The organism is Sphingomonas sp. NFR04, assembly GCF_900114095.1.
GTDB lineage: Bacteria > Pseudomonadota > Alphaproteobacteria > Sphingomonadales > Sphingomonadaceae > Sphingomonas.
This window is the reverse complement of sequence record NZ_FORV01000002.1, coordinates 196,395-223,363: the sequence shown is the minus strand read 5'-3', so window position 1 is coordinate 223,363 and position 26,969 is coordinate 196,395. Positions and strand designations below refer to the sequence as shown.

At 67.7% G+C, this 26,969-nt stretch carries 24 protein-coding genes and 1 tRNA gene; 12 read left to right on the top strand and 13 right to left on the bottom strand.

Features of this window, described 5'->3' with window-relative positions; genetic code table 11:
* Positions 1-22 precede the first annotated feature (22 nt).
* Positions 23-3,610: an ABC transporter permease/M1 family aminopeptidase gene (locus BM009_RS07200; RefSeq protein WP_093295052.1), complete on the bottom strand. Its 3,588-nt coding sequence runs from the start codon at positions 3,608-3,610 to the stop codon at positions 23-25.
* A gap of 11 nt (positions 3,611-3,621) precedes the next feature.
* Positions 3,622-4,500, bottom strand: coding sequence for an ABC transporter ATP-binding protein (locus BM009_RS07195; protein WP_093295051.1), 879 nt, complete (start codon positions 4,498-4,500; stop codon positions 3,622-3,624).
* A gap of 189 nt (positions 4,501-4,689) precedes the next feature.
* Here BM009_RS07195 and BM009_RS07190 point away from each other — a divergent pair, with 189 nt between their 5' ends.
* Entirely contained in the window at positions 4,690-5,241 is a 552-nt protein-coding gene (locus BM009_RS07190) for a PRC-barrel domain-containing protein (protein ID WP_093295050.1), read from the top strand.
* 35 nt (positions 5,242-5,276) lie between these two features.
* Here BM009_RS07190 and BM009_RS07185 read toward each other — a convergent pair.
* Positions 5,277-5,366: transfer RNA gene (locus BM009_RS07185), tRNA-Ser, on the bottom strand.
* Positions 5,367-5,618: 252 nt separating this feature from the next.
* Between BM009_RS07185 and BM009_RS07180 the strand changes: the two genes are divergently transcribed.
* The 10 genes from BM009_RS07180 (at position 5,619) to BM009_RS07135 (ending at position 15,273) form a co-directional block, all read left to right on the top strand.
* On the top strand, positions 5,619-6,167 hold the full coding sequence (locus BM009_RS07180; protein WP_093295048.1) for an FxDxF family PEP-CTERM protein: 549 nt from the start codon (positions 5,619-5,621) through the stop codon (positions 6,165-6,167).
* A gap of 161 nt (positions 6,168-6,328) precedes the next feature.
* Positions 6,329-7,366, top strand: a complete 1,038-nt coding sequence (locus BM009_RS07175; protein ID WP_093295047.1) for a lytic murein transglycosylase — start codon at positions 6,329-6,331, stop codon at positions 7,364-7,366.
* On the top strand, positions 7,350-8,183 hold the full coding sequence (locus BM009_RS23125) for an SPOR domain-containing protein (RefSeq protein WP_093295045.1): 834 nt from the start codon (positions 7,350-7,352) through the stop codon (positions 8,181-8,183). The genes BM009_RS07175 and BM009_RS23125 overlap by 17 nt, the downstream gene beginning before the upstream one ends.
* A 32-nt stretch (positions 8,184-8,215) precedes the next feature.
* The gene (locus BM009_RS07165; RefSeq protein ID WP_093295044.1) at positions 8,216-9,382 is read left to right on the top strand and encodes a D-alanyl-D-alanine carboxypeptidase family protein; all 1,167 of its coding nucleotides are present in this window, start codon (positions 8,216-8,218) and stop codon (positions 9,380-9,382) included.
* Positions 9,383-9,387: 5 nt separating this feature from the next.
* The gene (locus BM009_RS07160) at positions 9,388-10,371 is read left to right on the top strand and encodes an AAA family ATPase (protein WP_093295042.1); all 984 of its coding nucleotides are present in this window, start codon (positions 9,388-9,390) and stop codon (positions 10,369-10,371) included.
* Between the two features lie 45 nt (positions 10,372-10,416).
* Entirely contained in the window at positions 10,417-11,922 is a 1,506-nt protein-coding gene (gene metG, locus BM009_RS07155; RefSeq protein ID WP_093295041.1) for a methionine--tRNA ligase, read from the top strand.
* On the top strand, positions 11,919-12,698 hold the full coding sequence (locus BM009_RS07150) for a TatD family hydrolase (protein WP_093295039.1): 780 nt from the start codon (positions 11,919-11,921) through the stop codon (positions 12,696-12,698). The genes metG and BM009_RS07150 overlap by 4 nt, the downstream gene beginning before the upstream one ends.
* A 25-nt stretch (positions 12,699-12,723) precedes the next feature.
* Positions 12,724-13,494, top strand: a complete 771-nt coding sequence (locus BM009_RS07145) for an MBL fold metallo-hydrolase (protein WP_093295787.1) — start codon at positions 12,724-12,726, stop codon at positions 13,492-13,494.
* On the top strand, positions 13,491-14,105 hold the full coding sequence (locus BM009_RS07140) for a retropepsin-like aspartic protease family protein (RefSeq protein WP_093295038.1): 615 nt from the start codon (positions 13,491-13,493) through the stop codon (positions 14,103-14,105). Before BM009_RS07145 ends, BM009_RS07140 begins: the two co-directional genes overlap by 4 nt.
* Positions 14,106-14,559: 454 nt before the next feature.
* Positions 14,560-15,273, top strand: a complete 714-nt coding sequence (locus BM009_RS07135; protein WP_093295036.1) for an alpha/beta fold hydrolase — start codon at positions 14,560-14,562, stop codon at positions 15,271-15,273.
* On the opposite strand, the gene BM009_RS07130 is transcribed toward BM009_RS07135, so the two are convergent.
* The 9 genes from BM009_RS07130 to BM009_RS07090 are packed head-to-tail and all read right to left on the bottom strand — an operon-like array spanning position 15,270 to position 25,503.
* Positions 15,270-16,235, bottom strand: a complete 966-nt coding sequence (locus BM009_RS07130) for a fumarylacetoacetate hydrolase family protein (RefSeq protein ID WP_093295035.1) — start codon at positions 16,233-16,235, stop codon at positions 15,270-15,272. The two genes, BM009_RS07135 and BM009_RS07130, sit on opposite strands and share 4 nt — an antisense overlap.
* The gene (locus BM009_RS07125) at positions 16,226-17,152 is read right to left on the bottom strand and encodes an NAD-dependent epimerase/dehydratase family protein (RefSeq protein WP_093295033.1); all 927 of its coding nucleotides are present in this window, start codon (positions 17,150-17,152) and stop codon (positions 16,226-16,228) included. The genes BM009_RS07130 and BM009_RS07125 overlap by 10 nt, the downstream gene beginning before the upstream one ends.
* Positions 17,153-17,154: 2 nt before the next feature.
* Complete coding sequence (locus BM009_RS07120; RefSeq protein ID WP_093295032.1) at positions 17,155-17,718, bottom strand: cupin domain-containing protein; 564 nt, start codon at positions 17,716-17,718, stop codon at positions 17,155-17,157.
* Positions 17,719-17,729: 11 nt separating this feature from the next.
* Positions 17,730-18,914: an MFS transporter gene (locus BM009_RS07115; RefSeq protein ID WP_093295030.1), complete on the bottom strand. Its 1,185-nt coding sequence runs from the start codon at positions 18,912-18,914 to the stop codon at positions 17,730-17,732.
* Positions 18,911-20,068: an alpha/beta hydrolase family protein gene (locus tag BM009_RS07110; RefSeq protein WP_093295029.1), complete on the bottom strand. Its 1,158-nt coding sequence runs from the start codon at positions 20,066-20,068 to the stop codon at positions 18,911-18,913. The genes BM009_RS07115 and BM009_RS07110 overlap by 4 nt, the downstream gene beginning before the upstream one ends.
* Before the next feature lie 3 nt (positions 20,069-20,071).
* Positions 20,072-20,974: a VOC family protein gene (locus BM009_RS07105; RefSeq protein ID WP_093295027.1), complete on the bottom strand. Its 903-nt coding sequence runs from the start codon at positions 20,972-20,974 to the stop codon at positions 20,072-20,074.
* Between the two features lie 18 nt (positions 20,975-20,992).
* The gene (locus BM009_RS07100) at positions 20,993-22,108 is read right to left on the bottom strand and encodes an FAD-dependent oxidoreductase (RefSeq protein WP_093295026.1); all 1,116 of its coding nucleotides are present in this window, start codon (positions 22,106-22,108) and stop codon (positions 20,993-20,995) included.
* A 3-nt stretch (positions 22,109-22,111) separates the two neighbouring features.
* Positions 22,112-23,083, bottom strand: a complete 972-nt coding sequence (locus tag BM009_RS07095; RefSeq protein WP_093295024.1) for an MBL fold metallo-hydrolase — start codon at positions 23,081-23,083, stop codon at positions 22,112-22,114.
* An 11-nt stretch (positions 23,084-23,094) separates the two neighbouring features.
* Positions 23,095-25,503 (bottom strand): TonB-dependent receptor, encoded by a 2,409-nt coding sequence (locus BM009_RS07090; protein ID WP_254772184.1) that lies wholly within the window; start codon positions 25,501-25,503, stop codon positions 23,095-23,097.
* 113 nt (positions 25,504-25,616) lie between these two features.
* Between BM009_RS07090 and BM009_RS07085 the strand changes: the two genes are divergently transcribed.
* On the top strand, positions 25,617-26,513 hold the full coding sequence (locus tag BM009_RS07085) for a LysR family transcriptional regulator (protein ID WP_093295021.1): 897 nt from the start codon (positions 25,617-25,619) through the stop codon (positions 26,511-26,513).
* 38 nt (positions 26,514-26,551) lie between these two features.
* Here BM009_RS07085 and BM009_RS07080 read toward each other — a convergent pair whose 3' ends face one another.
* Entirely contained in the window at positions 26,552-26,962 is a 411-nt protein-coding gene (locus BM009_RS07080; protein ID WP_093295020.1) for a DUF1636 domain-containing protein, read from the bottom strand.
* Between the last annotated feature and the right edge of the window lie 7 nt (positions 26,963-26,969).

The following is a 26,969-nucleotide window of genomic DNA, read 5'->3' as shown; positions in this document are numbered from 1 at the left end:
GGTCGTGATGCCAGCGGGTTCCTCAGCCCCCGCTGGTCGCGATCACATTGTCGTCGGAGTTGCGATCGATCCGCACATTGTACGGATCCGCACCCGCGAACGCCGGCTTCGCCTTGGTATCCAGCGTGATGGTCTGCACGCCGGTGCGGATCGGCAGGCGCTGCAGCACCAGCACGTCCTTGGCGGCAAAGCTGCCGCGTCCGGGCATCGCGGCGAAGGCGCCGAACTCGGCCCGCTCGACCATCGGCGCCTCGGTCTCCTTGCCCTTGCCGTCGGCATAGAGCTTGTGCGCCTCGATCGTCAGCGTGGTCCGCCAGCGGCCGTCGGGCAGCTTCTTCACCACCGCCGAGCGGGTCTTGATGTCGTACAGCGTGATGCGCTCGAACAGATCGGTGATCAGCGCATTCTCGGCCGGCGTGGCGCCGACGCGGAACTCGGCGATCAGGTCGAGGCTGCGCGGGTAGGGGGGACCCTGGAAGCGCCACCGGGCGTCATAGCGCTTGAGCGCCGCGTTCACCCGCGCCTCGCCCAGCTCATCCTTGAGCCGGTACATGGCGAGGCTGCCCTTGCGATAATGGATATAGGGCTGGTTCTCGACCCGGGCGAGCGGCAGTTCCTCGATCACCTCGCCGCCGCGGCTGCGCAGGTAGCGATCGAGCTCATATTTGAGGAAGCGCCGGATCTGGTCGCGTCCGTACAGGTGCTCCATCACCATCAGCGACGAATATTGGGCGAGCGTCTCCACCCCCATGGTCGCGCCCTGGTTGTCGGAGGGGACGACCTGGTGCGCCCACCATTGGTGCCCCAGCTCGTGCGCCGCGACATAGGTGACATAGTCGATCTTCTCGGGGTCGGAGAGGTCGGCGATGAAGCCGATGCCTTCCGAATAGGGCATGGTGCCGGCGAACGCCTGGGCGAACTGGGCGTAATCCGGGAACTCGATGATCCGCGCCTGGCGGAACTGATAGGGCCCGAATGCCGGCTGGTAATAGTCCAGCCCGTGGCGGAAGGCGGCGAGCATCCGGTCGACATTGGCGCCATGCTGGGCGTCGTAATAGACCGCCAGGTCGATGCCGTTGTGGTGGACGTGCTTCTCCTGATAGCGGGCCGACTGCACCGAGTAGAAGTTCAGGATCGGCACCGAGGTGACGAACCGCGCGGTACGGCGGCCGCCTTGGGTGCGATCGCCAACCTTGTCGCCCGGTGCGATCGGCGTCTGGTCGGCATCGGTCGCAACGGTGATGTCGGTCTTGATCCAGTCGGTGTGGAAGGCGCTGAAGCGGGTGCCGGCCAGATCCTCCAGCTTCGGCGGGCGAAGTTCGGAGGGCAGGCCGTACTTCCGGCGTTTGGCGCGATCCTGCAGCATGCCGGACCGCTCGATGCCCAGCACCGGCACGAATTCACCATTGTTGACGAAGGTGCCGTTGCTGACGACGCGGGTGTCGTTGCCGCCATTGGCGAAGCCGCGCTGGCGTCGTTCAGTGCGGAAGTCGAGCGTGGTCGTTGCCCCCGGCGCCAGCGGCGTGGCGAGGTGGTAGATGCGGTACTGGAAGCGTGGATAGTCCTTGGCGACGCTGGCGCCCGGGATCGTCACCGACACCAGCCTGGTCAGCCGATCGCCCATGCGGACATGGATGGCATCGAGCGGCTTGCCCGTGCGGTTGACCAGTGTCATGCGGCCCGCGGCTGTCAGGCCGGGTTGCTGCGGGCGGATGTCCACCGCGACGCGCACCGCCGCGACCGACGGCTGCGGCACCTTCTCGAACGGCAGCAGCGTCTTTTCATAGTCGGCGAGTTCGCGCTCGTCGCTGATCGGCGTGCGATAGACGTTCCAGACATGGGTGTTGATATAGACCCACACGCCCGTCGCCACGAACACCGCCAGCGCCGCACCGCCGATCAGGCCGGCGCCGCCGCCAAGCTTGCGGGGCAGGCGCTTCAGGCGCGGCAGCAGCCGCGTCTCGGTGCCGCGCCGCCACAGGCCATGGGCGAGCACCAGCAGCAGCACCGCGAAGGCCGACCAGTAGAGCCGCAGCCACCAGGCGCCGATCCAGAAATTGCCCTGGCCGTTCATGTCGGACAGCGGCACGCGCGGGCCTTGGGCATAATTGTACAGCACGTCGCCGAAGCCGAGATTGCCCAGCGTCACGCGCCCGATGATGTAGACCACCATCAGCCCCCAGCCGACGAACTTGTGCGGGCTCAGCGCCTGGAGGAACACCGCCAGCACCGCGAGCAGGGCATAGTCGACCGTCTCCGGCAGCACGTACCAGAGCAGATATTTGCCCAGCTCGAAATGGCTATAGCCATGCACCAGTTGCATGATCATGCCACCCAGCACGCTGACGACCAGCGTCGAGAACAGCACCAGCGTCACCGCCAGCGCCTTGGGCAACACGAAGGCCCAGTCGGGGATCGCGCTGGCGTCGACGATCTCGTGCATCTTGCGATCGCGCTCGCGCCAGACGAGTTCGCCGGCATAATAGATGGCGATGATCAGCGGGATCAGCCCGAAGGCGCCCTTGAGCAGATCGATCACCACCCGCGTTGCCGGCAGCACCGGCGTGCCGACGACCTCGCCCAGGTCCGTGAGCGACGCCATGGCGTTGAACAGGCCGAGCGCGAGCAGCACGAAATAGGCCGGGCTCTTGAACACCTGCGCCATTTCCAGCCGCGTGCGCACGACGAGCTGGGTCCAGGCGGCGGCGCGGTCGTAGCGCGGCGTCGGCAGCGGGCCGGCGGGGCGGGGGGCCTCGACCGTCTCGGGCACTGCGGCCGCGGCCTTGGCGGCCTTGCGCGCCTGCTTGGACGGGCGGGTCGAGAAGCCGAATCGGGCATAGGCCAGGGCAAGCGCGGCGGCTGCGACGCCGAGCACGATCAGCCGGTTCCACAGCACCAGCCCGGCGAGCGGGATGGTGAGCGTATTGCGATCGGCCGCGGTCCAATATTTGGTCAGGTAGCTGGTCGCGCCGAGGCCGAACGGCTCGGCATAGGCGCCGGCCAGCTCATAGGCAGGGTTGCGATCAAGCACGAGAGTCGCGACGAAGAACAGGATCAGGAAGGCGACCACGCCGACATAGGTGGCCATCATCGAGCGGGTGATCGTCGCCAGCGCGAAGAACATCGCCGAGGTCAGCAGGATGTTCGGCAGCGCCAGCACCACATAAGCGGAGAGATAATAGCCGAGCTGGTTGGGCCCGAGCGTCTCCGGGTCCACCCAGGGCATGTGGCTGCCGATCCACACCGCAAACGGCACCGCGAGGAAGCCGAGGGCCGCCGCCAGGAATGCGCCGGCGAAGCGGCCGAACAGATAGGCGCTCTTGGTGACCCGGGTGGCGCGTATGATCGGGCCGAAGCCGGTCTCGTCGTCGCGCACCACCACATTGGCGACGAAGGCCGTCGCCACGAACATGTAGAACAGCGTCAGGATCTGCATCATTTGTGCGATCGCGAAGGGCGCGTTCTTGTGGACGTTGCCGCCCGAGCCGATCTGGATCTGGTCCACCGTGGTCGCGCCGAAGGCGAGCAGGAAGAAGATCACGATCGCGATCCAGAAGACGGGGTTGCGGCGCTGGTAGCGCCACTCGAAGCCGAGGATGCCAGCGAACATGGGCATCTCCCTCAGGCCGCGCGACGCGAGGCGTCGAGCGTCGAGAAATACACGTCTTCGAGGCCGCCCTGGACCGGCGTGAAGCCCTCGCCCGGCGCGCCGTCGGCGACGACATGGATGATGGTGCGCCCGGCGAACAGCCGGGTGGAGATCACCCGATAGCGCTCGCGGTGCGCCTCCAGTTCGTCGCGCGCGATCGTCTTCTGCCACACCCGGCCGCGCGTTTCCTCGATCAGCGCGAGCGGGGCGCCTTCGAGCAGCACCCGGCCGCCGGCCAGCACCGCCATGCGCGGGCACAGGTCCGCCACGTCCTCGACGATATGGGTGGAGAGGATCACCACGACATTGTCGCCGATCTCGGCGAGCAGGTTGAGGAAGCGGTTGCGCTCCTCGGGATCGAGGCCGGCGGTCGGCTCGTCGACGATGATCAGCTGGGGATTGCCGATCAGCGCCTGGGCGATGCCGAAGCGCTGGCGCATGCCGCCGGAGAAGCCGGCCAGCGCCTTCTTGCGGACCGCCCAGAGATTGACCTGGTGGAGCAGCGCCTCGACCGTCTCCTTGCGCTCGGCGCGCCCTGCAATGCCCTTCAGCACCGCCATATGGTCGAGCATGTCATAGGCCGAGACGCGCGGGTAGACGCCGAAATCCTGGGGGAGATAGCCGAGCGTCCGGCGGAGCAGCTCGGGCGTGGCGATCACGTCGAGGTCGCCGAAGTGGATGCTGCCGGAGGTCGGGGTCTGCAGCGTGGCGATGGTGCGCATCAGCGTCGACTTGCCGGCGCCGTTCGGGCCGAGCAGCCCGAACATGCCGGGCGGGATCGCCAGCGTCACGCCGTCCAGCGCCCGGGTGCCGTTGCCGTACACATGCGTGAGCTTTTCGATCTGCAGCATCCGATACTCCCCCATCGCAGTAATCCTCGCGAAGCTAGCAGCTGTATTGTCGATGTAAAGCAGCCCTGTGGAGCCCGCTCTTTCGTGTTCGGCCGCGCGGAGCCTTCGCCCCACCGCCTCGTTGAGAGCGACGCGCCGGCCGGGACACCCCCGCCGTCGGCGGCGGAAACCTGGAGCGAAGGACGATCGATGGCAGACATCGCCGGTTGGCTGGCCCTCGCCGCCACGTGCATTGCCGCCCTGATGACCGCATCCAATCTCGGGGCGCGCGTCACCGGCTGGGGGTTCGTCGTGTTCACGATCGGCGCAGGAGCCTGGATCGTCGTCGGCCTCGCCACCAACCAGACGCAATTGCTGTGGAGCAACATCTTCCTTGGCATGGTCGACCTGTTCGGCATCTGGCGCTGGCTCGGACGCCGCGCTCGCTTCAGCGACGCCGCCGATGTCGAGCAGGAAATCAGCCGGCAAAGCCCGGGTGAAAACCTGTTCGCCGCCTCCGGCCTCGACGGCATGCCGGTGAAGGGCCGCGACGGCCAGGTGCTTGCCTATGCGGTGGATGCCATGCTGGCGTGCGCCGGCGGCGGCCTGTCCCACCTCGTCATTCGCGAGGGGGGCGTGGGCGGCGTCGGCGAGACCCTGCGGCGATTGCCCTGGGCCGATGTGCGGGTGAGGGACAATGCGCTGCTGACCCCGCTCGACGGCGCCGCGCTGGCGCGGCTGCCCGTGGTCGAACCCGCCTGAGGCCATGGGCGCGCGCTGGCCGCGCAAACCGTGGGTGGCGGAGAGAGTGGGATTCGAACCCACGGTGAGCTTGCACCCACGGCGGTTTTCAAGACCGCTGCCTTAAACCACTCGGCCATCTCTCCGGGTGGGCCAGCGCCTAGTCCGAGTTGGTCTTCGGATCAATCCACCTCGGCGCAACATGGCGTTCACGGACCTGTCACATTCGAGTCGCGGACCGCCAAGCGATAAAGATCGTAAACGCACGCCGTTTCGCTGTTCCGGACCGGGACGCGGTCCCCGTTCGGGACCAACGCATTGTTGAAGCCGGCACGCCAATGGCTAGTTCGGAAGGGGCTTACAGCAATCGTTTCGACTCCAGCGAAAACAGAGGGTTCATGATCAACAAGCTTCTCCCGGCACTCGGCGCGATCGCCGCCGTCGTCTCCTTCTCGGGCTCGGCGCAGGCCGCCACGGTCGTCACCACTCACTATACCGGCGCGAACATGAGCATCGCTCCGGGCGTCGACGGCACCTACTCGGCCAACTTCGGCAAGTCGGGCATCGTCAAGGGCGAGTTCGAGCACATCTACACCTTCACCCTGCCGGCCTATCTGACGGGCAGCGCCTCGATCACCACCAGCGCGGTGAAGCTCAAGGCAGCCAACGACCTCGACCTGTTCTCGGTCACCTTCAACGGCATCGCGCTGACCGGCACCTATGGCGGCCTGAACGAGGCAGTGTTCGCCAACGACGTGCCGATCGTCGCCGGCAAGGAAAACACCATCGTGATCAAGGGCCTGTCGCGCGGCAACGGCTCCTACGGCGCCCAGGCGACCTTCGCCCCGGTTCCCGAGCCCGCCAGCTGGGCGATGATGATCGGCGGCTTCGCGTTCGTCGGCGGTGCGGTGCGTCGCCGCAACACCGCACGCGTCGCGTTCGCCTGAACCACGCCTGCCGCACCCCTCCCGGGTGCGCTGGATCGAAGGACACCGGTCGCGCCCCCGCGGCCGGTGTTTTTCTTTTGGTCGCCGCCGGGCGCCGTTTTCGTCGTATCGAAGGGACGCGCGGGGTTTCTGTGCGCGCGCGGCTGTGCAACAGCCGGGCCATGTCGCGTATTCGCTCGTATCTCGCCGGAATTGCCGGCCTTGCCCTCGCCCTTGCCGTGCCGATCCGCCCCGCGCTGGCGCAGGATGAGGCAGGCTTTCAAAGCTACCTCCAGACCCTCGCCGCGCAGGCCGCTGCCGCCGGCGTGAGCCGCCGGGCGATCGATGCAGTGATCCCGACGCTCACCTACAATGCCCGCGTCGTGGAGCTCGATCGCCAGCAGCCGGAGAGCAGCCCAAACGCGCCGGTGCCCGCCTTCGCGCCCTACCGCGCCCGCCACGTCGATGCCGATCGCATCAGCCGCGGCCGCGCTGCCTATCTGCGCGCACGCGGGCGGCTCTCGGCGATCGAGCGCGAGACCGGGGTGCCCGAATCGATCATGGTCGCGATCTGGGGGCACGAGACCAGCTACGGCCAGGTGATGGGCGGGTTCGACCTGCCGCGCGCGCTCGCCAGCCTCGCCTATGAAGGACGTCGCCGCGCGTTGTTTGCCGACGAGTTCATCGCGACGCTCAAGATGATCGACCGCGGCGTACCCCGCGACAAGCTGGTCGGCAGCTGGGCGGGTGCGTTCGGCGGGCCGCAATTCCTCCCCAGCGTCTATCTGCGCCTCGCCCGGGACGGCGACGGCGACGGGGTGGCGGACATCTGGAACAGCGATGCCGATACGCTTGCCTCGATCGGCAATTACTTCGTCAATGCCGGCTGGCGGGCAGGGGTGCCCTGGGGATTCGCGGTGTCGGTGCCCGCATCGCTCGACCGTCGCCTGATCGCCAACCGCACCACCAGCCCGCGCTGCCCGCGCGTCCATGGCCGGCAGAGCCAGTGGAAGACGATGGCCGAGTGGCGGGCGCTGGGCGTGGTGCCGCAGGCGCGCGCCTGGCCGGGCGATGACGTGCTGGCGACGCTGCTCGAGCCCGACGGGCAGGGCGCCACCGCCTATCTGCTCACCGGCAATTACCGCGTGATCCTGGATTACAATTGCTCGAATTTTTACGCTTTGTCGGTAGGCCTGCTTGCCGATGCAGTGGAACGCTAGACCGATCACGCTTGCCCTTGCGCTGCTTGCCGCCGCGAGCGCGCACGCCCAGGACCTTGACCCGACCGAGACTGCGCGCGGGCCGCACGGCACGTCCCAGCTCCAGCCGGGCGACGGGCGCTACGACGCGGTGGGCTATGCCGCGGTGCAGCCGCTCGGCGCCGCCGCCCTGGCGGTGAGCCCGAACCAGCCGGCCGAAAGCTATGCCGAGGTGACCGCACTCGACAGCGGTCGCACAATCCTTGTCCGCATCGCCGAGACGTTGGAGGTTCCGGGCGCGATCGCTGCGATTTCCGAAGGGGCCGCCCGCCAGCTCGGCATTCCCGTCGATCGGCTGGTGGCGGTGCGCATCCGTGCGGTCCGTCCGTCGGCGGAGGACCAGGCTGCGCTCCGCAGTGCCGGTGCCGCGCAGCCCCGCATCGATTCGCCGCCCGCATTGCTGCGCGCCCTGAGGCTGCAGCTTCCGCCGCAGGCCGACACTGGCGAGCCACCGCCGCCTCCGCCACAGCCGGATCCGATCGCCGACATGATCCCGCATCCTGTCGAGCGCGCGGCACCACCGGCGAAACCGCGGCCGACCCCCAAGGACCCCGCCGCGAAGCCGGCCCAGGGCCGCTATCTGGTGCAGGTGGCCGCACTTTCTTCGCCCGAACGCGCGCAGGCGCTTGCCCAAAAGCTACGGGGCTTCGTAAAGGCAGGGGGCGGGCTCTATCGTGTCCAGCTCGGCCCCTTCGCGACGGAGGCGGCGGCGGAGCGGGCGCGGGCAGAGGCCGTTCGGGCCGGTTTCGGAGATGCGCGCCGCACCTCGGTCCGATAGGGGTAACCTTTACGCGTTCTGGACCGATCATCATGAAGAAGCTCGCCGCCGCCTCGTTCCTGGCGCTCGCCATCGCCGCTCCGCTGCAGGCCGCCGGCCCGGATTTCCCGACGCCCGCACCGATCGCGTACATGGAGGACATGTCCTCGGGCGCGATCCTGTTCGCCAAGGATGCCGATCGCCGCATGCCGCCGGCCTCGATGGCGAAGATGATGACGGTCTATGTCGCGTTCGACCTGATCAAGAAGGGCGAGCTCAAGCTCGACCAGAAGATCGAGGTCCGTCCCGAGACCTGGAAGAAGTGGCACTCGCAGGGCTCGACCATGTTCCTCGGCGTCGGCGAGCAGCCGACCGTGGCGGACCTGCTCAAGGGCATCGTGACGCTCTCGGGCAACGACGCCTGCGTCGTGCTGGCAGAGGGCATTGCCGGCACCGAGGAGGGCTTCGTCAACCTGATGAACGATCGGGCCAAGAAGATCGGCCTCAGCAACAGCCATTTCGGCACGTCGAACGGCTGGCCCGACGAAGGCCGCACCTATGTGACCGCGCGCGACCTGGCGCATCTCGCCGCCGCGACGATCCGCGACTTCCCAGACCTCTACAAGTCCTTCTACTCGCTGCCGAGCTTCACCTGGGGCAAGACCCTGGGCGCCGGCGCCGCGATCGAGCAGGGCAATCGCGATCCGCTGCTCGGCAAGGTGCCGGGCGCCGACGGTCTCAAGACCGGCCATACCGAGGAAGCCGGCTATGGCTTCACCGGTTCCGCGGAGCAGAATGGCCGCCGACTGGTGATGGTGCTGGCGGGGCTCGACACCTATAGCGGCCGCGCCGACGAGTCCGTGCGCTTCATGCGCTGGGGCTTCGCAGCCTGGAGCACCAAGCCGGTGGTCAAGAAGGACCGCACCGTCGGCACCGTCGACGTGCAGGGCGGCACCGCCAACAAGGTTTCGGTCGTGGCACCGCGCGACCTCAACATCACGCTGCCCTCGGGTCTCAGCCCCAAGCTGGCCGGCAAGATCGTCTATCAGGGGCCGGTGAAGGCGGGCTTCAAGAAGGGCGACCATATCGCCGACCTGATCATCGAAGGCGAAGGCATGCCGCAGCAGGTGTTGCCGCTGGTCGCTGCCGAGGATGTCGGCCAGGCAGGCTTTTTCGGCCGCGCCTGGGCGGGGCTGATGTCGCTGCTCCACCTGGCCTGATCGCCTTGGCCGACGCCCTGATCGGCAACAGCCAAGCCCGCGACGCGCTCGCCGCCGCCATGGCGAGCGGCGCGTTGCACCATGCCTGGCTGCTCGCCGGGCCGGAGGGCGTAGGGAAGGGGGGCTTTGCCCGCATCGCCGCCGCGCGCATGCTGGCAGAGGCCGCCGAGCCCGACCGGCTGATGCCGGGCTGGGATGTGCCGGAAAGCACCCGCACCGCGAGCCTGATCGCCGCGGGCAGCCACCCGGATCTGAAGATCCTCGCCCGGCTACCCAAGGATGCGGACAAGCCCGACGAGGCGCTCGCGCGCTCCATCACCATCGCGCAGGTGCGCAGCCTCCAGCCGCTGTTCGCGACCAAGCCGTCGCTGAGCCCGCGCCGGGTGGTGATCATCGACGCGATCGACGATCTCGAGCGCGGCGGCGCCAACGCGCTGCTCAAGAATCTTGAGGAGCCGCCGGCGGGGACGATCTTCCTGCTGGTGAGCCATGCGCCCGGCCGCTTGCTGCCGACGATCCGCTCGCGCTGCCGGCTGCTCCGCTTCGAGCCGCTGAGCGACGCCGAGACGACCACGGTGCTCCGCCGCCAGATCCCCGAGGCGAGTGAGCTCGAGATCGCTGCGCTGGTCGAGGCGGCCGAGGGCTCCCCGGGCCGGGCGATGCGCTTTGCAGGGCTGGATCTGTCGGCGCTGGAGGCAGACATGGCGCAGCTCGCGGACTATGGCGATCCGGACAATGCGCTGCGCACCCGCCTCGGCCGCCAGCTCGGCGCAAAGGCCGCGCAACCGCGCTACGAGGCGTTCCTGGAACGCACGCCGAGCTTCATCGCCGCCCGTGCCAAGCGGCTGGAGGGCGAGGCGCTGCGGACGGCGCTCGACGCCTATGCCGCCGCACGCGAGCTCGCGGGCGCGGCGCTGGGTCTGTCGCTCGACGCCACCGCCACCGTGTTCGAGATGAGCGGCATCCTCGCGCGGCTTTCCCGCCGCTAAGGGTACAGGTTGCCCGTTGCTGCGCCGCATCCTAAAGCGGCGGGCATGGCTGACCCCTTCTACATCACCACCGCGATCCACTACCCCAACGGCAAGCCGCATATCGGCCATGCCTATGAGATGATCGCCGCCGACGCGATCGCGCGCTTCCAGCGCCAGCAGGGTCGCGACGTGTTCTTCCAGACCGGCACCGACGAGCATGGCCTCAAGATGGTGCAGACCGCCCGCGCCCGCGACATGACCGCACGCGAGCTTGCCGACGAAATGTCGAGCTATTTCCGCGTTATGGCGGATAAACTCGATATTTCGTGCGATCGTTTCATCCGCACCTCGGAAGCCGATCACTATCGCGCCAGCCAGGCGATCTGGGAGAAGATGGGGGCCAAGGGCGACCTGTATCTCGATCGCTACGAAGGCTGGTATTCGGTTCGCGACGAGGCCTTTTACGAGGAGAAGGAACTGGTCGACGGGGAAGGGGGCCAGAAGCTCTCGCCCCAGGGCACGCCGGTGGAGTGGACCAAGGAGGAAACCTGGTTCTTCCGCCTGTCCAAATACCAGCAGCCCTTGCTCGACTTCTACGCCGCCAACCCCGACTTCATCCGTCCGGAATCGCGCCGCAACGAAGTGCTGCGCTTCGTCGAGGGCGGGCTGGTCGACCTCTCGGTCAGCCGCACCAGCTTCGACTGGGGCGTGCCGGTGCCGGGCTCGCCGGGCCATGTGATGTACGTCTGGGTCGACGCGCTGACCAACTATCTGACCGGCGCCGGGTATCCCGACGATGCCGCGCGGCTGGCGCGCTACTGGCCGGCCGATCTGCACCTTATCGGCAAGGACATCGTCCGCTTCCACACGGTGTACTGGCCGGCCTTCCTGATGTCGGCGGACATCGCGCTACCCAAGCAGGTGTTCGGCCACGGCTTCCTGCTCAACCGCGGCGAGAAGATGTCGAAGTCGGTCGGCAATGTCGTCGATCCGATGGAGCTGGCGGAGACCTATGGCGTCGACGCGCTGCGCTATTTCCTGATGCGCGACGTCAGCTTCGGCCAGGACGGCACGTTCAGCGACGAGGCGATCGTCACCCGCGCCAACGCCGATCTGTCGAACAGCTTCGGCAATCTGGCCCAGCGCACGCTGAGCTTCATCGCCAAGAATTGCGAGGGCGCTGTCCAGGCCGGTCGCGCCGACGACGCCGACGCAGTGCTGCTGACCGAGGTCGACACCGCCTGCGCCGCCTTCACCCGCGCCTTCCAGGATCTGGCGCTCAGCCAGGGCGTCGAGGCCTGGATGACCGGCGTGTTCGCCTGCAACCAGTATATCGACGCGCAGGCGCCTTGGACGCTCCGCAAGACCGATCCCGAGCGCATGCACGCAGTGCTTGGCACGCTGCTCAAGGCGATCCGTCGCCTCGGCGTGACGATCGAGCCGGTGGTGCCGACCTCAGCGGCGAAGCTGCTCGCGCAGCTCGGGCCCGAAGGCGATGCGGACTTCAAGATCGCACCGCCAACCCCTATCTTTCCGCGACTTGAACTGAAGACTTCCGAGGACGCATGAAGCTCGCCGACAGTCATTGCCACCTGATCTACAAGGGCCTGGGCGAACAGCAGCCCGAGGTTCTGGCGCGCGCCCGCGACGCCGGCGTGGTGGCGATGCTCAACATCTCGACGCGCGAGAATGAGTGGGACCAGGTGATCGCCGTCGCCGAGCGCGAGGCAGACGTGTGGGCGAGCGTGGGCATCCACCCGCACGAGGCGGACACCCACCCCCATGTCGACACCGCCAAGCTGGTCGAACGCGCGCAGCACCCGCGCGTGGTCGGCATCGGCGAGAGCGGGCTCGACTATTATTACGACCACAGCGACCGCGACCGCCAGCGGGCAAGCTTCCGCGCCCACCTCGCGGCCTCGCGCGAAACCCAGCTGCCGATCATCGTCCATACCCGCGATGCCGAGGCGGACACCGCCGAAATCCTCCGCGAGGAAATTGGGAAGGGGGGCTTCCCCGGCGTGATCCATTGCTTCACCGCCAGCCGCGCCTTTGGGGAGATCGCGTTGGAACTCGGCTTCTACATATCCATTTCCGGTATCGTGACGTTCAAGAACGCCAAGGACCTGCAGGAAACCGCCGCCGCGCTGCCGCTGGAGCGACTGCTCATCGAAACCGACGCGCCCTTCCTCGCGCCGGTACCGCATCGGGGCAAGACCGGCGAGCCCGCCTTCGTGGCGGACACGTGCAAGTTCCTCGCGCAGCTCCGCGGCGAGGATCCCGAGATGCTGGCGGACGCGACCCGCGCCAATTTCCACACGCTCTTCGCCAAGACGCTGGCGTGATCGGGCAGGGGACCTGCCCTTGGCGCTGAGCATCCGCATCCTCGGCTCGGGTACGTCCTCGGGCGTGCCCCGCATCGGTCCCGATTGGGGAGCCTGCGATCCGAACGAGCCGCGCAACCGCCGCACGCGCTCCTCGGTCCTCGTCCGCAGCGCCGCCACGACGCTGCTGATCGACACCAGCCCGGACATGCGCGAGCAGCTGATCGCGGCCGGGGTTTCTGACATCGACGCGGTGCTGTGGACCCATGACCATGCCGATCATTGCCACGGCATCGACGACCTGCGCCAGGTCATGCACGCGCGCAGCGGCACGCCGGTACGCGGCCTCGCGCGGCCCTTCACCTTCGAACAATTACATAGCAAGTTCCACTATGTATTTGAGGGTAGGGGAAAGTTCTACCCGCCGGTCGTCGAGCTGGAGACGATGCCGGACAGCTTCACGATCGGCGACATCACGGTCCGCGTCTTCGACCAGCCGCATGGCGGGATCACCTCGGCCGGGCTGCGCTTCGAAAGCGGTGGCAAGGCCATTGGCCATGCTACTGATTTCCATGAGATGACTGCGGAGATGCGGCAGCTCTATACCGGCCTGGACGTGTGGGTAGTCGACGCGCTCCGCCGCGCGCCGCACCCGACGCATCCGCATCTGGACGAAGTGCTGGGCTGGATCGAGGAACTGCGTCCAACGCGTTCAGCGCTGGTCCACATGGACCACAGCATGGACTATGCCACGCTCGCCGCCGAACTGCCCGCCGGTGTCGAGCCGGGCTATGACGGGCTGGAGCTGCATGCGTGAACGGATTCGACGGCGTGAACATGGTCTGGCTGATCGGCGCGCTGGTGCTGGTGGTCAGCGCGCTATCGGTGCGGCGGATCGGCTTCGGGCTGTTCCTGCGGACGCTGCTCGGCTGGGCGGCGATCGTGCTGCTGGTCCTGTTCGCCGTCGGCCATCGCTACGAACTGGCGGCGGCGTGGTCGTCGCTCAGCGCCAAGCTCGGCCTTGAGGACCAGCGCGTCGAGGGCGATACCGTGCGGATCCGGATGAGCCCCGACGGCCATTTCTGGGCGCGGGTGACGCTCAACGGCGCCGAGCGCCGCATGCTGATCGACAGCGGCGCCACAATCACGGCGATTTCCGAGCGGACCGCGCGCGAAGCCGAAGTCCAGACGTCCGACGGACTGCCGGCGATCATCGAGACCGCCAACGGCAGCGTGGCGGCGCGCCGGGCGCGGATCGCAGAGGTGTCGCTCGGGCCGCTCAAGATGCACGACCTGGGCGTCGTCGTGTCGCAGAGTTTCGGTGAACTCGACGTGCTCGGCATGAACTTCCTGTCACGGCTGCACAGCTGGCGCGTCGAAGGGAATGTGCTGGTACTGGAGCCCAAGGCGCCAAAGGGGAAAGTGTAACTCGCGGCGCGAACGACTCTCGGGATACAGCCATGGCTTTACATAATATAGATTATCATTCTTGTGTTTGTAGAGGACCCCTCCAGCTTTTCGACGAGCACCACGGTCAGCGCTGCGGGACGCCATCTACCGCACCCTTGCGCACGTGAAGCTTCGAATTTCGACCGCAATCATCGCCAGCCCCCTGCCCTTGTCGCCGAACCGGTGGCAGCGCAGATCGGGAGACCCGCAGGATCGACGCGCTCCTGAAGATCATCCTTCCTCCGGTCGAGGATCGTGTCCAGCCTCGATGCCGGCGGAAATCGTGAAGAACGCCGAAAGCCTCTCTGCAAAGTCGCGCATCTGTTGCGATTCCGGTGGAGCGATCGCGGAAAGCCAAGTAGTTCGAAGGGATACGGCCCCGCGCTGCGCCACGCGCGCGGGCCGCAAGGAGCAACAGGTTGGGAAGGCCAAGATGATTCGGCCAACGCTGGTATTGTTGTGCGGACTTTTGTGCGACGAACGCATGTGGGCGCCCGTTCGCCTGGCATTGTCGCCCGAGCTCGACGCACGCATCATCGCCTTTGCCGGCTTTCGGACGATAGAGGCGATGGCCGCGGCGGTCCTTGCGCAGGTGCCCGGCCCGCTGGTGGTAATCGGTCACTCGATGGGCGGCCGTGTCGCGCTCGAGCTCGTGCGGCAGAGCGGTCCTCGCGTCGTCGGGCTGGGCCTTGCCAACACCGGCATCCATCCGCCCGCGCCGGAGGAGGCGGCACGGCGCCAGGAGCTGGTCGATCGTGCGCGAAGCGATGGCATGGAAGCCTTGGCCGATGCTTGGCTGCCGCCGATGATGGGCGCACCGGGTAATCGTGTGGCGCAGCTGATGCCCGGCCTGCGCGCGATGGTCGCCGCCAACGCACGCGAAAGCTATGAGGGGCAGATCGCCGCCCTCCTGGCCCGCCCCGATGCGGAGGCGCCGCTCCGTGGCTACAAGGCGCCGCTGCTGCTGCTCGCCGCCGAACAGGATCGCTGGTCGCCCCCGGCGCAACACGAGGCCATGCGAGACATCGCGCCGCAGGGCGAACTGCACGTGCTTGCCGATGCCGGGCACATGCTGCCGGTGGAGCGGCCGGAGGCGGTTGCGCAGGTGATCGGCGACTGGCTCCGCCGCCACTGGCCGGAGATTTAGCCGGCCGTCAGCCGCACGCGCTGCTCGATCCGGCCGAAATAGGCGCCGTCCTCCCCCACCTGCATCGCGACCTGGTCCCCTTCCTGAAGGAAGCCCGTGCGGAACGCGCCGTGCGCGATCTTCTCGATGGCGCGACGCTCGGAGATGCAGGTCGAACCGACCCTGGCATGATCGGCGTTGGAGACGGTTCCAGAGCCGATGATCGTGCCCGCGGGCAGGCTCCGGGTGCGGGCGGCATGCGCGATCAGTTCGTGAAAACCATAGGCCATGGCGCTGCCATCGGGATTGCCGAACCAGGTGCCGTTCACCGTCACCGTCAGCGGCAGGCAGACGCGGCCGTCCCGCCAGGCGTCGCCCAGTTCGTCCGGCGTGACCGCGAACGGCGCGAGGCTGCACGCGGGCTTGGCCTGCACCCAGCCGAAGCCGGTCTTCATCTCGAACGGCGCGATGGTGCGCAGCGACCAGTCGTTGATCAGCACGACCAGCAGGACATGCGCCAGCGCGTTCTCGGCCGGACAACCCATCGGCACTGCGCCGGTGACCACGCCGAATTCGCCTTCGAAATCGATGCCGTCGGCAGCGGAGGGGAACGGGGCATCCTCGCCGGGGCCGAGGAACTGGTGGCTCATTCCCTGGTACATCAGCGGCTTGTCGGTCTCGATCGGCGGCAGGTTGAAGGCCTGCTGCATCAGTTCGCCATGGGTCGGGAAGGCCGAGCCGTCCAGCCACTGCCAGGTTCGCGGCAGCGGCGCGCGGAGCGTGGCGTGATCGAGCGGCTCCCCCTCACCCTCCGCCAGGCGTGTCGCCACCGCGTCCAGCGCGGGGCGTACAGCCTTCCACTGCTCCAACGCCGACAGCAGGTTCGAGGCTTCGGATCCGGCAGGCACGCAGCGCGTGCCGTCGGCGGCGACGAGAATGAGTTCGCCGTCGGGGGTACCATTGTCGCGGGTGGCTAGGCGCATGAGGCAAATCCTTGTGTCCGGTTCCGGGAAAGATCCGCGAGCACCGCGTCGATCAGCGCGTCGACATCGGGCTCGGCGGTGAAGCCGAGCGCCGCAGCGCGCGGCGTGACGAGGGGCGGATAGCTGGCAAAGGCGTGGCGCAGCACCGGATCCTCGGCGTGGGTGAGCGCCGCGCACGGCAGCCGGGTTCCGAGCGCGTTGACGAGATCGCCCATCCGCACGCGCAGCGCCGGCAGCGTCACCGGTGTCTGTTCTGCGCCGCCGCCCAGGATGGCATGGGCGAGGTTTGCCGCGCAGGCGCCGGCAGAGCAGAGCCAGCTCGTCGCCTCGGGCGCAACCGGGACGGCATAGGCCTTCCCCGCCACTGCCGCATGGAACACCTCGCTCAGGAAAGCGGAGCCGAAGCCCTTCGCGGCCGGAGGTCGTGCGACGATGCCCGGCAAGCGCAGGACCGCGCCGGCGATCGCGCCCCGCCGAACGGCGTCGGCAAAGGCGAGTTCGACCATGTGCTTGTGGGTGCCGTAGACGCTGTCCGGCGCCGGCACCGTGCTGTCGTCCACCGGCCCCGCGGGGGCAGCGCCGAACACCGCGATGGAGCCGGCAAGCACCAGGCGACGCCCGGCCATCGCCTCGATCAGACGCAGCGGCACGTCGAGGTTGACCCGACGGGAGGCGGCCGGATCGCACTCGGCAGCACCGCCGGGCAGCGCCGCCAGGTGCAGCAAGCCGTCGCAGTCGCGCGTCGCTGCCGCAAGGATGGCAGGCTCGGTGAGATCGCCGGTCAGCCGCCGCTCCCGGCCTGGTTCGGCGAACGCGCGGTCGACCAGCAGCAACTCGGCGCCCCTGCCCGCCTCGCGCAGCCGCCGGAGTACCGCCCGGCCGACGAAACCGTCGGCGCCGGTGATCGTCAGCCGCATGCTCAGCGCTTCAGGTGCTCGTCGAACCTGCCGTCGATCAGGATGAAGGCGATGCGGCAGTTTCTGTCCGAGCGGTTCGCCCAGCCATGGTTGGTGCCGCGCTGGATCACGATGTCCCCCGCACGCACGGTGGTCTCGCCCTCGTCCATGATCAGCACCAGCTCGCCTTCGAGGACGATGCCATAGTCGATCGTCTCGGTGCGGTGCATCAGTGCGTGGCGCGAACCCTCCCCGTGTGCCGAGGCATCGCCGGCGCCGACTTCGGCGAAATGCGCGCGCGCTTCTTCCGGCGTCATGTTGCGGATGCCGTCGCCCTCGGGCGGTATGTCGAGCACGCGAATGCGGGTGCCGTTCTTCGGCGGCGCCAGGACGATGCCCTGTTCCGGGGGCTCGCCCGAAGCGGCGTCGATCGGAGCCGGGGTCGCCTGGGTGTTCCACACTTCGTGGAACATCGGGCCGATGTCGCCGCCGACGCGCTGGACGCGCGGCACGACACCGTCTTCCTGGATGATCGCGCGGCCCTGGGCATCATGGCCGGTGACGACGCGGCGAACGGACTTTTCCATGGGGTGTTCCTTCAGGCAGGGAGGGGGCCGGGCGCGCGGCTGCCGGCGAACAGGGCGGCGATCGCCCCGGCCAGCGCGAGCCCGGTATAGAGAAGCAGGGTCTGGGAAAGGCCGCCGGTGACGGGGATCAGCAGCGTGGTGATCAGGGGCGCGGCGAACTGGCCGAGGAAGAAGGCCCCCGTCCAGGCGCCGGTACCCGAACCGCGCGCGGCGGCGGGCAGGCGGCGCATCACCCAGGCGAGCATGTTGGGCAGCAGGATGCCGCTGCCGACACAGGCGAGCACGGCACAGGCGGTGATCGGCCCGAAGCCGGGCACCAGCGCGGCACCGGCATAGCCGATCGCCACCAGCGCCAGCCCGGTAGCGAGCAGCCGCGGCCCGGCATGCGCCTTGAACCGGCCGAACAGGATGCTGCCGATCGCGACGCCCAGATTGGTGCCGGCCGCCGCCAGCCCGATCAGCGCCGGCGAGGTGACGCCGCTGCGCTCGATGATCGGCCCGACCTGGACGATGATGGTGTAGAACAGCACGCCCACCGCAATGGTGATCAGCAGCACCGGCAGGATGGTACCGAGCGGCAGCCGCACCTTGCGCGCCGCGTGGCTGGCGCGCTGGACCGGCTCGAACAGCATCGCGGCTACTGCGATCGCGATCGGCAGGGCGACGACATAGAGCAGGAACGGCCCGCGCGACCCCAGCGCCTCGCCCAGCGCCCCGCCGATCGCCACCAGCAGGATGGCGCTGAGGCTTACCGAGGCCATCTGGGCGGAGATCCAGCGCTCGCGCCGGGGGCCTTCGAAATAGTCGCCGAGCATCGCGGTGGAGACGGTCATGATCGCCGCTTCCGCCAGCCCCAGCACCGCCCGCGCGGCGATGATCGCCGGCAGGTCCTTGAGCAAAAAGGGCAGCGCCCCGACCACGCCGTAGATCAGCAGCGCGAGCAGTAGCACCGGCTTGCGCCCGAAGCGGTCGGACATCGCCCCCGCCACCGGCGAGAACAGGGCGATGCACAACGCCGGGATGGTGAGCGCCACCGGCACCAGCACCGCCGATCGCGGCACCGCGGCGAATTCGCGGAGCAGCATCGGCAACACCGGCACCAGCACGACGATGCCCATGGTGGGCATGATCGCGGTGAGGATCAGCAGGATCGCGTGCCGGCTGGACGCGACCTGCGTTCCCGCTGCCGCGCTCATGCGGTGTGTCCGCCCAGCGTTTCGCCGAACCAGTCGGCGATATAGTCGCGGCCGAACGACATGTTGTCGGCGCCGACATGCTCGACCCCGCCCTCGCGCGCGGTGAAGATCTTCAGCTCGCGCTTCGGGCTGTTGACCAGCTGGTCGTAGCAGTCATGCGCGTACTGGACGCTGATCTGGCGGTCCTGCGCGCCATGGGTGACGAGGAACGGCACCTTCACGCCGCCCATATGGCCGTTGAGGTTCATGTCGGCGGCACGCGCGAAGAAATCGTCCATGTCGCTGGCGCCGAACGCCCACATCACATGCGCCCAGTAATGCGGCACCGGGTTCTCGCCCTCGCGGTTGAGCCGCTTCTGCTGCACCTCGGCCCAATTATGGTTGGCGCCCCAGCAGGCGCCCGACGCGAAGCGCGGCTCATAGGCGACCGCCCGCGGGGCGAAATGGCCGCCCAGCGAGATGCCGGTCATGCCGATCCGCTTCGGATCGACCTCCGGCTGGCGCTCCAGCCAGTCGACGGCCTTGGATGCCCAGTTCTCCGCATGCGGATCGACCGGCAGGTTCTGCAGCCGCAGCGCCTCGCCCGATCCTGGCTGGTCGACGCAGAGCGTGGAGATGCCGCGCCGGGCCAGCGCCTCGGGCAGGCGCGACCAGTAGAGCAGCTCCTTGCAGCTATCGAGGCCGTTGCAATAGACCACCACCGGCTTCGGGCCGTCGCCGGGCGCGCGGGTGTAGAGCGCCGGCATGGTGCCGGTCTCCAGCGGGATTTCCACGCGCTCGCGGTTGATCTGGCCAAGTGCCGTGGAGCGATCGAAGGTCGCCCGCGCCTTGGCATAGGTTTCCTTGCGGCCAGGATGGCCATGGCCCTGCATCCGCTCGCCGGTGAACAGATAGAGCGCGGCGCGCTCCAGCTTGTTCGAGGCGGAGAAGGCGCGGCCCCTCGCCTCGTCCTCGTCGGCGAGGCCGATCAGCTTGTCGGCCATCGCGACCCACTGTGCCATGAACTGCGGCGTGCCGGCATCGGCACCGGCGGCGGCCGCGTCCTTGATCGGCTGGCACATGTCGACCAGCTCGCCGATCTGGCCGCCGCTCTCCATCACGATCGCGACCGACAGGTTCCAGATATAGTTGGGGAAATATTCGAACAGCGCCACGGCTCAGGCCTCCACCGCCATGAACAGCCCCGGATTGGGGGCGGGATGCGGCAGCGTCTGCGGGCCGCCGGTGCCGATCCCCCACTGGTCCATGATCAGCGGCGCGGGGGTGTAGACCTGATGCTGGTGCGCGTCGAAATCCACTTCCTCCAGCTCCGAGGTGTATTCGGTTACGAAGCCGCTGGGCGTCACGAAATAGCTGAAGGTGTTATTGCCGGCGGTATGCCGGCCGGGGCCCCAGCCGATGTTGATGCCGTTGAGCTTCAGCCGGTGCGCGCCGCGCATCATGCCGTCGATCCCCTCCATGTCATAGGCGACATGGTTGAGGCAGGCAGGTCCGGGCAGCAGCGCGATGCGGTGGTGCGCCGAGTTGCAGCGCAGGAAGCACATGAAGTCGCCGAGCCAGTCGCTCACCTTGAAGCCCAGCACCTCGGTGAAGAATTTCACCGCCGCCTGGTGGTCCGGCGAGTGCAGCACGATGTGGCTGATCTTCACCGGCACGCCGTCCCAGCGGGCAATGTCGCGGCGCTGGCCGCGCGCGACGTCGCTCGAGACTTCGAACAGCAGCCCGTCGGGCGAGAAGAAGCGAAAGCCATAGCCGCCGCCGGGCGTCGCCAGTTCGGCAGGCTCGCGGAAGATCTTGCAGCCGGCGCCCTCGGCACGGGCGCGGATCGCGTCGACATCGGCGCGGCTGTCGGCGGCGAGCGCGATCACGTCGATGCGGTTTTCCTCGGCCGGGCGGAGGCGGACGACATGGTGTTCGTCATGCCCCTGGGCCTTGAACCACGCCATGCCGTCGTTGCTCGGCACGGGCTCGAGGCCCCAGACCTCCTGATAGAATTGCTTCTCGGCGTCGAAGTCGGTGACGGCATAGCCGACATAGCGGATTTCGGTGACTCGGGTCATGATACGCTTTCCTGGGGATCAGATCGGTTGTGCGGTGACGGCGAACATCTCGGCGGTCGCCTTGGCGTTATCGACCGGCGGGCCCTTGCCGAGCTGGCCGTGGCAGATCGCCAGGCTTTGACGGACGATGTAAGCGCAGCGATCGAAGCGGCGGGCGCGATAGGCGGTGAAGGCGTCCTCCGCCGTGTCGGCGCGGGCGAGCTCCTCCGCTAGGACGAGGCTGTCCTCAATCGCCATGCCGGCGCCCTGGCCCAGATGCGGGGTGGTGGCGTGGACGGCGTCGCCGAGCAGCACGACCCGGCCGCGATGCCATGGCCCCTCCATCAACATGCCTTCCAGCGGGCGATAAACCACGGCGTCGTCGTCGGTGATCTGCTCGGTGAGCGCCTGGATCGCCGGCGCGCAGGTGGCGAGCTTGCCGCGCATCGTCGCCGCCAGTCCCTCGCGTGGGTAGCGCGGATTGTCCGGTTCGGGCGTGGTGACGTACATGTACATCAGGTCTTCGCTGATCGGCACAAAGCCGACGCCGGTCGGGCCGTTATACACCTGCAGCGCATCGAGATCGGCGAAGCGCGGGAAATTGTAGCGCCACACCGCCTGGCCGGTGAATGCGGGCCGCTCCGCATCCGGGAACAGCGTCTCGCGGGTGTGCGAATAGACGCCGTCGGCACCGATCACGACGTCGTAGATGCCGCTGCTGCCGTCGGAGAAGGTGACCGCGACCTGCTCGCCGTCGTCGACGATGGTCTCCGCGGTGATGCCCAGCCGCACCTCGGCGCCCTCGGCGATCGTGCGGTCGCCGAGCACCTTGTGCAGCGCGCGGCGGCCGATGCCGACATTGGCGGGATAGCCGTCGAGCAGCCTTGGCGCGGGCACGCGGGCGACCTTCACGCCGTCGGGGCGGAAGATCTCGACGGCGTCGAAGCCGACGCCGGCGCCCAGATAATCGTCGAGCAGGCCCAGCGCCTTCATCGCGCGCAGCACATTGGCCTGCTGGATGATGCCGACACCGTAGACCGACCAGCTAGGATCGCGTTCGATCACCTCGACGGCGAAGCCCTTGTGCCGGAGCGCGATGGCGGCGGTGAGCCCGCCGATGCCGCCGCCGATGACGAGGATCTTGAGAGACTGCATGGCTTAGAATCGTTCCAGATCTTGGGCGGCGGTCACCGGCCCGGGGAAGGATTGGTGGATGGTGGCGATGGACCCGTCGATCGCCGCCTGGTCCGCGCGGGCGATCACGAGGTGGGTCAGCACCACCTGCTTCACCCCCATCGCCTTGGCCATTTCGCCGACCTGCTGGGGGGTGAGGTGATGGCGGGTCAGATGCTCGGCCATCGCATTGCGCTGCGCCGCCGGCATGTTCGGCTGGATCCGCGCGATCGCCGCCATGGTGGCCGGCACGTCGATCATCTCGCTGACCAGTAGGTCCGCGCCGCGGCCGAGCGCGTCGACTGCCGGGCTGGGCCCGGTGTCGCCGGTATAGACGATCGATCTGCCCGGCAGGTCGAACCGCAGCGCCAGCGACTGATAGTGGCGGTCCTCGGCCGATCCCGGCGCGAAGCTGTAATGGCTGTTCTTGGCGGCGCGCACGGTGAAGCCGCCAAGCCTCTCCGTCGTGCCGTCCGCCATCTCGGTGACGACCACCGTCGTCGTCGGATCGATCACCGGCGCGCCGGGCAGGCCATAGCCCGCCGCCGCGGCCGGCTGCATCGAGGCGACCAGCCCGTCGACCAGCGCCTTGGTGCCCGGCGGGCCGTAGACGTGGAGCGGGCCGGGCGCGTTGGTCTGGTAGCGCAGGCCGATCAGCGCGGCGAGGCCGCCGGTATGATCGAAATGCAGGTGGCTGAGGAAGACCGCCTTCACGTGCAGCGCCTGAAGGTTGACCTTGGCGAGTTGCTCCACCGCCCCGTCGCCGACATCGACCAGATAGACGTCGCGGCCGAGGACCAGCGCATTGGCCGGCTGCGACCGGCCCGGCTCCGGCACCGGGCCGCCCATCGTGCCCAGCGTGATCCAACTCGATGCGGGAGCCGGCGTCTGCGCGCCCGCCGCACCTGCCGCCGAGAGCAGCAGGCCGGTGACGAGCAGGCGCGGAAGAAGGTGCATGGCGCGCACCCTCAGAACTTCGACGTCGCGCGCACGCCATAGGTGCGCGGCGGCGAATAAACGGCGAGTGCAGCCGAGCCGGCGCTGTAGATCTGCGCGCTGGCCTGGTAGCGTTCGTCCTCGATGTTGCGGACGAAGGCGGCGATCGACCAGCGATCATCGGCCGAGCCGAAGGCGATCTGGGCATTGCTCACCCAGGTCGCGCCGACGATCTGATTCGGCATATATTCGAACCCGACCACGCGGCTGGTGCGATACTGCGTGTCGCCCGAGAGCAGGATCTTGTAGTCGCCCAGCGGCACGGTCTGCTGCGCGCCGAGGTTCATCGTCCAATTTGGCGACTGATAGGCGGTGCGGCCCGAGCAATCGATGTCGTACAGTCCGGCCGTGGCGCTGGCGCGGTACGGGCAGCCGGTGATCGGCGGGGTCGCGCCGATCGGCTCGCGATAGACGAAGTCGTCATATTTCGCGTCGAGATACTGGACATTGACGCTCAGCAGTGTGTTGCGCGTGGCGAGGAATTGCGCATCAACCTCGACACCCTTGTTGGTCGACTTGCCGACATTCTCGGTGAACTGGCCCTGGTTGCCGTTCCGATCGATGCCGGTGTGGTTGACCTGCTGGTTGCGGTATTTCCACAGGAACGCCTCGAGGTTCAGCTGCAGCCGGTTGTCGAAGAACCGGTTCTTCATGCCGATCGTGTAGGCGTCGATATATTCGGGCTGGAACGTCTCGTACCCGGCGGAAAGCGCGAAGCCGCCCGAGCGATAGCCGGTCTCGTAATTGGCATAGAGCAGCGAGCGGGGGCCGACGTCGAACTCGGCGCCGAGATGGTAGGTGAAGCGATCGTTCGACAGCGGCGTGTTGACCGGGGTGACGGCGTGGATCAGCAGCGCGCCGGTGGTGCCGATCGGGCGTGCCTGGTTGTCCGGCACGCTGGGATAACCGAGCGAGGTCAGGTCCTGGTAGCGGCCGGTCGACGGCAGCAGCGGCGCGTTCGGGCAGCTCGGCCGGCCCTGCACCACGGCGGTGCAGCGGACGAGGAACACGTCGGCGCGGCCGTTGAAGTCCTTGTCGTCCTTGGTGTAGCGCAGGCCGCCGATCAGCCGCAGCCGATCGGTGAAATTGGCGGTGACCCGGCCAAACCCGGCATAGGATTTGGTGGCCGAGGTGAACTGCTGGTACGCGTTCAGCGCCTGCTGGGCGTAGAGATAGGTCGCCGCGACCGACTCGTCGAAATAATAGGCGCCGAGGATATAATCGAAGATGCCGACGCGGTTGCCCGCGAAGCGGATTTCCAGGCTCTTCTGCTCGTCGGTCTCCGCGACGTCGCCGTAGAAGGCGGGCACGGCGAAGCGGTTGTCGAGCTTCGAATATCGCCAGGCCGGGATCACGGTCAGCGTGCCGGCGCCGGTGCGCAGGCTGATCTCGGCATTGGCGCCGTAATAGTTGTTGTCCAGATAGGGCTGCACGTCGAGCGGCGTCAGCGTGCGGCCGGCGAGGCCGCTGAACAGCGTCTGGCGATAGGCCTGCGCCTCGGGCGAGAACAGCCCGCTATCCTCGCTAAGGCCCGCGGGCACGAACTGGTTGGCGGTGCCGTTGAACACGATCCGCCCCGCATAGGTCGAGCCCGGCCCCTTGCCGCCGCTATGCGCATAGTCGCCGCCGATGCGCACGGTGAGGTCGGGTGTCAGTTCGGTCAGGAACTGGACGCGCAGCGCCTGGGTCTTCTCGTCGCTGGTGCCGTCCTTCTGGTAGCCGTCGCGACTGACGACATTGCCGGCGATGCGCATCGCGCCATGCTCGCCCATCGCGATATTCACCGCGCCCTGGACGTTGAATGCGTTGTAATTGCCGTAGCTGGCGGTGACGAAGCCGCTATTCTCGCCGATCTTCGGTCGCGTCGGCAGCACGTTGATCGCGCCCGCCGTGGCGTTGCGGCCATAGAGCGTGCCCTGCGGCCCCTTCAGCACCTCCACCCGCTCGAGATCGTAGAAGATGCCCGAGGTGGAGGTGGCGCGGCCGAGATAGACGCCGTCATAATTGAAGGCGACCGCCGGGTCGCTATAGCCGTTGACGGTGAAGTTGCCGACGCCGCGCAGGAAGAACACGGTGTTGGCGCCGCCCTGGGGCTGGGCGCTCAGCGACGGTACCGAATTGCCGAGTTCGTTGGCGCTGGTCAGGCCCTTGCTGACCAGCTGCTCGCCGGTGACCACCGCGACCGGGATGCCGGCGCGCTGCAGGTTCTCCGCCTTGCGCTGGGCGGTAACGATGATTTCCTGAAGCCCCGATTCACTCGCTGCGGCCGTTGCTTGACCAGAATCAGGGGCTGTCGGCGGGGTATCCGTCTGCGCCTGCGCGACAGTTCCTGTAGCGGCAAGCCACACAGCCGAACTGGCAAGCATCAAAGCCCGTCTCACATCCAATCTCCTCGACGCGGCTCTTTGTCGTCCGCTGGATGTACAAGTGCACCCATTCTGATATTAATCAAAATCGCAAAGATTTATGGATCTTCATTCACGGGAGTTATGCGGTGCGGCTCGATCGGTTCGATCTCAATCTGCTGGTCGCATTCCACGCCCTGATGGAGGCGCGTAGCGTCACCCGCGCAGCAGAGCGCCTGCATCTGACCCAGCCGGCCATGAGCGCAGCGCTGCGGCGGCTACGGGAGTCGTTCAACGACCCGTTGCTCGTGGCGACAGGCAAGCAGATGATCCCGACGCCGCACGCGCTGGAACTCGCCCCCCGAGTGGCGGAAATCGTCGCGACGACACAGGCGCTGATGGCGGGTTCGACCTTGTTCGACCCGGAGACGTCCCGTCGCAGTTTCCGGATCGCCGCTTCTGATTATGTCACGTCCATCGCCGTACAGCCGCTGCTGACCGAGATGGCCACCCGCTCTCCGGGCATCCGCTGTTCGGTCATTGCGCCGCATGCGGGTGTGACTGGGGAGATGGAGCGCGGCGATCTCGACTGCATCATTTCGCCCGAACAGTTCCAGGCGCAGGGACATCCGGCGGAACTGCTGTTCGAGGAGGATCATGTACTTCTCGGCTGGTCGGAAAATCCGTTGTTCGCCAGGCCCATCACGGAAGCGGACTACCAAATGGCCGGCCACGTTGTCGTCGAGCTTTCCAATCAGCCTGCGTTTGTCGAACAACATGTTCGCGCCCGCGGGTACACGCGCCGTATCGAGGTCACGGTCACGTCCTTCACATTGGTGCCTTGGCTGCTGCCGGGCACGCAGCGGATCGCGTTGGTGCACGCCCGACTCGCCCGTCTCTTCATGGACAAACTGCCGCTTGCGATGGCGCCCCCGCCGTTCCCGCTGCCCAAGATGCGCGAGATGATCCAGTTCAACCGCACGCGCGCATTGGACGCCGGCCTGATCTGGTTCCGTGACGGCCTGCGGCGCCACGCCGAAAACTGAGCCACCCGTGGAAGTTCATCCACGGCCGGCGATAGACCTCAGCTTTCGACCACCAGACCCGCCGGCGGCACGCGGACGATGAAGTGGCCCTTCACGCCCTGCGGCCACTGCGCGAACGGCACCTTGCCGTGTTCGCTGGCGGCATATGCGACGGCGTATTCGAGAATTGCCTGCGCGGCATCCGCATCGGGCGCAAATCGGCCCAGCACGTAGCCCACCTTGTCGGGCGCGCGCAGGTGCACCGTGCAATGCTCGCTGCAAGCGAACAGGCACGGCATCTGCTGGATCGCAATGTCCGCATAGCGCGGATCGGCCGCGCGCGCTTCGGTCAGCGCCTCGGCGAGCACGGCACCGCCGCGGCGGCCTTGATCGTCCTCTCGCGCGTCGGCACTGAAACGGCAGGTGTTGCACACGACGATCGCCGGGCCATCTTCAACGGGGGTAAGCATCGAAAAC

Bases quoted from the DNA above. Each gene is read 5' to 3' on its own strand.
- BM009_RS07105 (WP_093295027.1), bottom strand. From the start codon at position 20,974: ATGACCCGAGTCACCGAAATCCGCTATGTCGGCTATGCCGTCACCGAC.
- BM009_RS07115 (WP_093295030.1), bottom strand. From the start codon at position 18,914: ATGAGCGCGGCAGCGGGAACGCAGGTCGCGTCCAGCCGGCACGCGATC.
- BM009_RS07180 (WP_093295048.1), top strand. From the start codon at position 5,619: ATGATCAACAAGCTTCTCCCGGCACTCGGCGCGATCGCCGCCGTCGTC.
- BM009_RS07130 (WP_093295035.1), bottom strand. From the start codon at position 16,235: ATGCGCCTAGCCACCCGCGACAATGGTACCCCCGACGGCGAACTCATT.
- BM009_RS07195 (WP_093295051.1), bottom strand. From the start codon at position 4,500: ATGCTGCAGATCGAAAAGCTCACGCATGTGTACGGCAACGGCACCCGG.
- BM009_RS23125 (WP_093295045.1), top strand. From the start codon at position 7,350: ATGCAGTGGAACGCTAGACCGATCACGCTTGCCCTTGCGCTGCTTGCC.
- BM009_RS07125 (WP_093295033.1), bottom strand. From the start codon at position 17,152: ATGCGGCTGACGATCACCGGCGCCGACGGTTTCGTCGGCCGGGCGGTA.
- BM009_RS07135 (WP_093295036.1), top strand. From the start codon at position 14,560: ATGATTCGGCCAACGCTGGTATTGTTGTGCGGACTTTTGTGCGACGAA.
- metG (WP_093295041.1), top strand. From the start codon at position 10,417: ATGGCTGACCCCTTCTACATCACCACCGCGATCCACTACCCCAACGGC.
- BM009_RS07165 (WP_093295044.1), top strand. From the start codon at position 8,216: ATGAAGAAGCTCGCCGCCGCCTCGTTCCTGGCGCTCGCCATCGCCGCT.
- BM009_RS07080 (WP_093295020.1), bottom strand. From the start codon at position 26,962: ATGCTTACCCCCGTTGAAGATGGCCCGGCGATCGTCGTGTGCAACACC.
- BM009_RS07190 (WP_093295050.1), top strand. From the start codon at position 4,690: ATGGCAGACATCGCCGGTTGGCTGGCCCTCGCCGCCACGTGCATTGCC.
- BM009_RS07200 (WP_093295052.1), bottom strand. From the start codon at position 3,610: ATGTTCGCTGGCATCCTCGGCTTCGAGTGGCGCTACCAGCGCCGCAAC.
- BM009_RS07150 (WP_093295039.1), top strand. From the start codon at position 11,919: ATGAAGCTCGCCGACAGTCATTGCCACCTGATCTACAAGGGCCTGGGC.
- BM009_RS07120 (WP_093295032.1), bottom strand. From the start codon at position 17,718: ATGGAAAAGTCCGTTCGCCGCGTCGTCACCGGCCATGATGCCCAGGGC.
- BM009_RS07100 (WP_093295026.1), bottom strand. From the start codon at position 22,108: ATGCAGTCTCTCAAGATCCTCGTCATCGGCGGCGGCATCGGCGGGCTC.
- BM009_RS07095 (WP_093295024.1), bottom strand. From the start codon at position 23,083: ATGCACCTTCTTCCGCGCCTGCTCGTCACCGGCCTGCTGCTCTCGGCG.
- BM009_RS07175 (WP_093295047.1), top strand. From the start codon at position 6,329: ATGTCGCGTATTCGCTCGTATCTCGCCGGAATTGCCGGCCTTGCCCTC.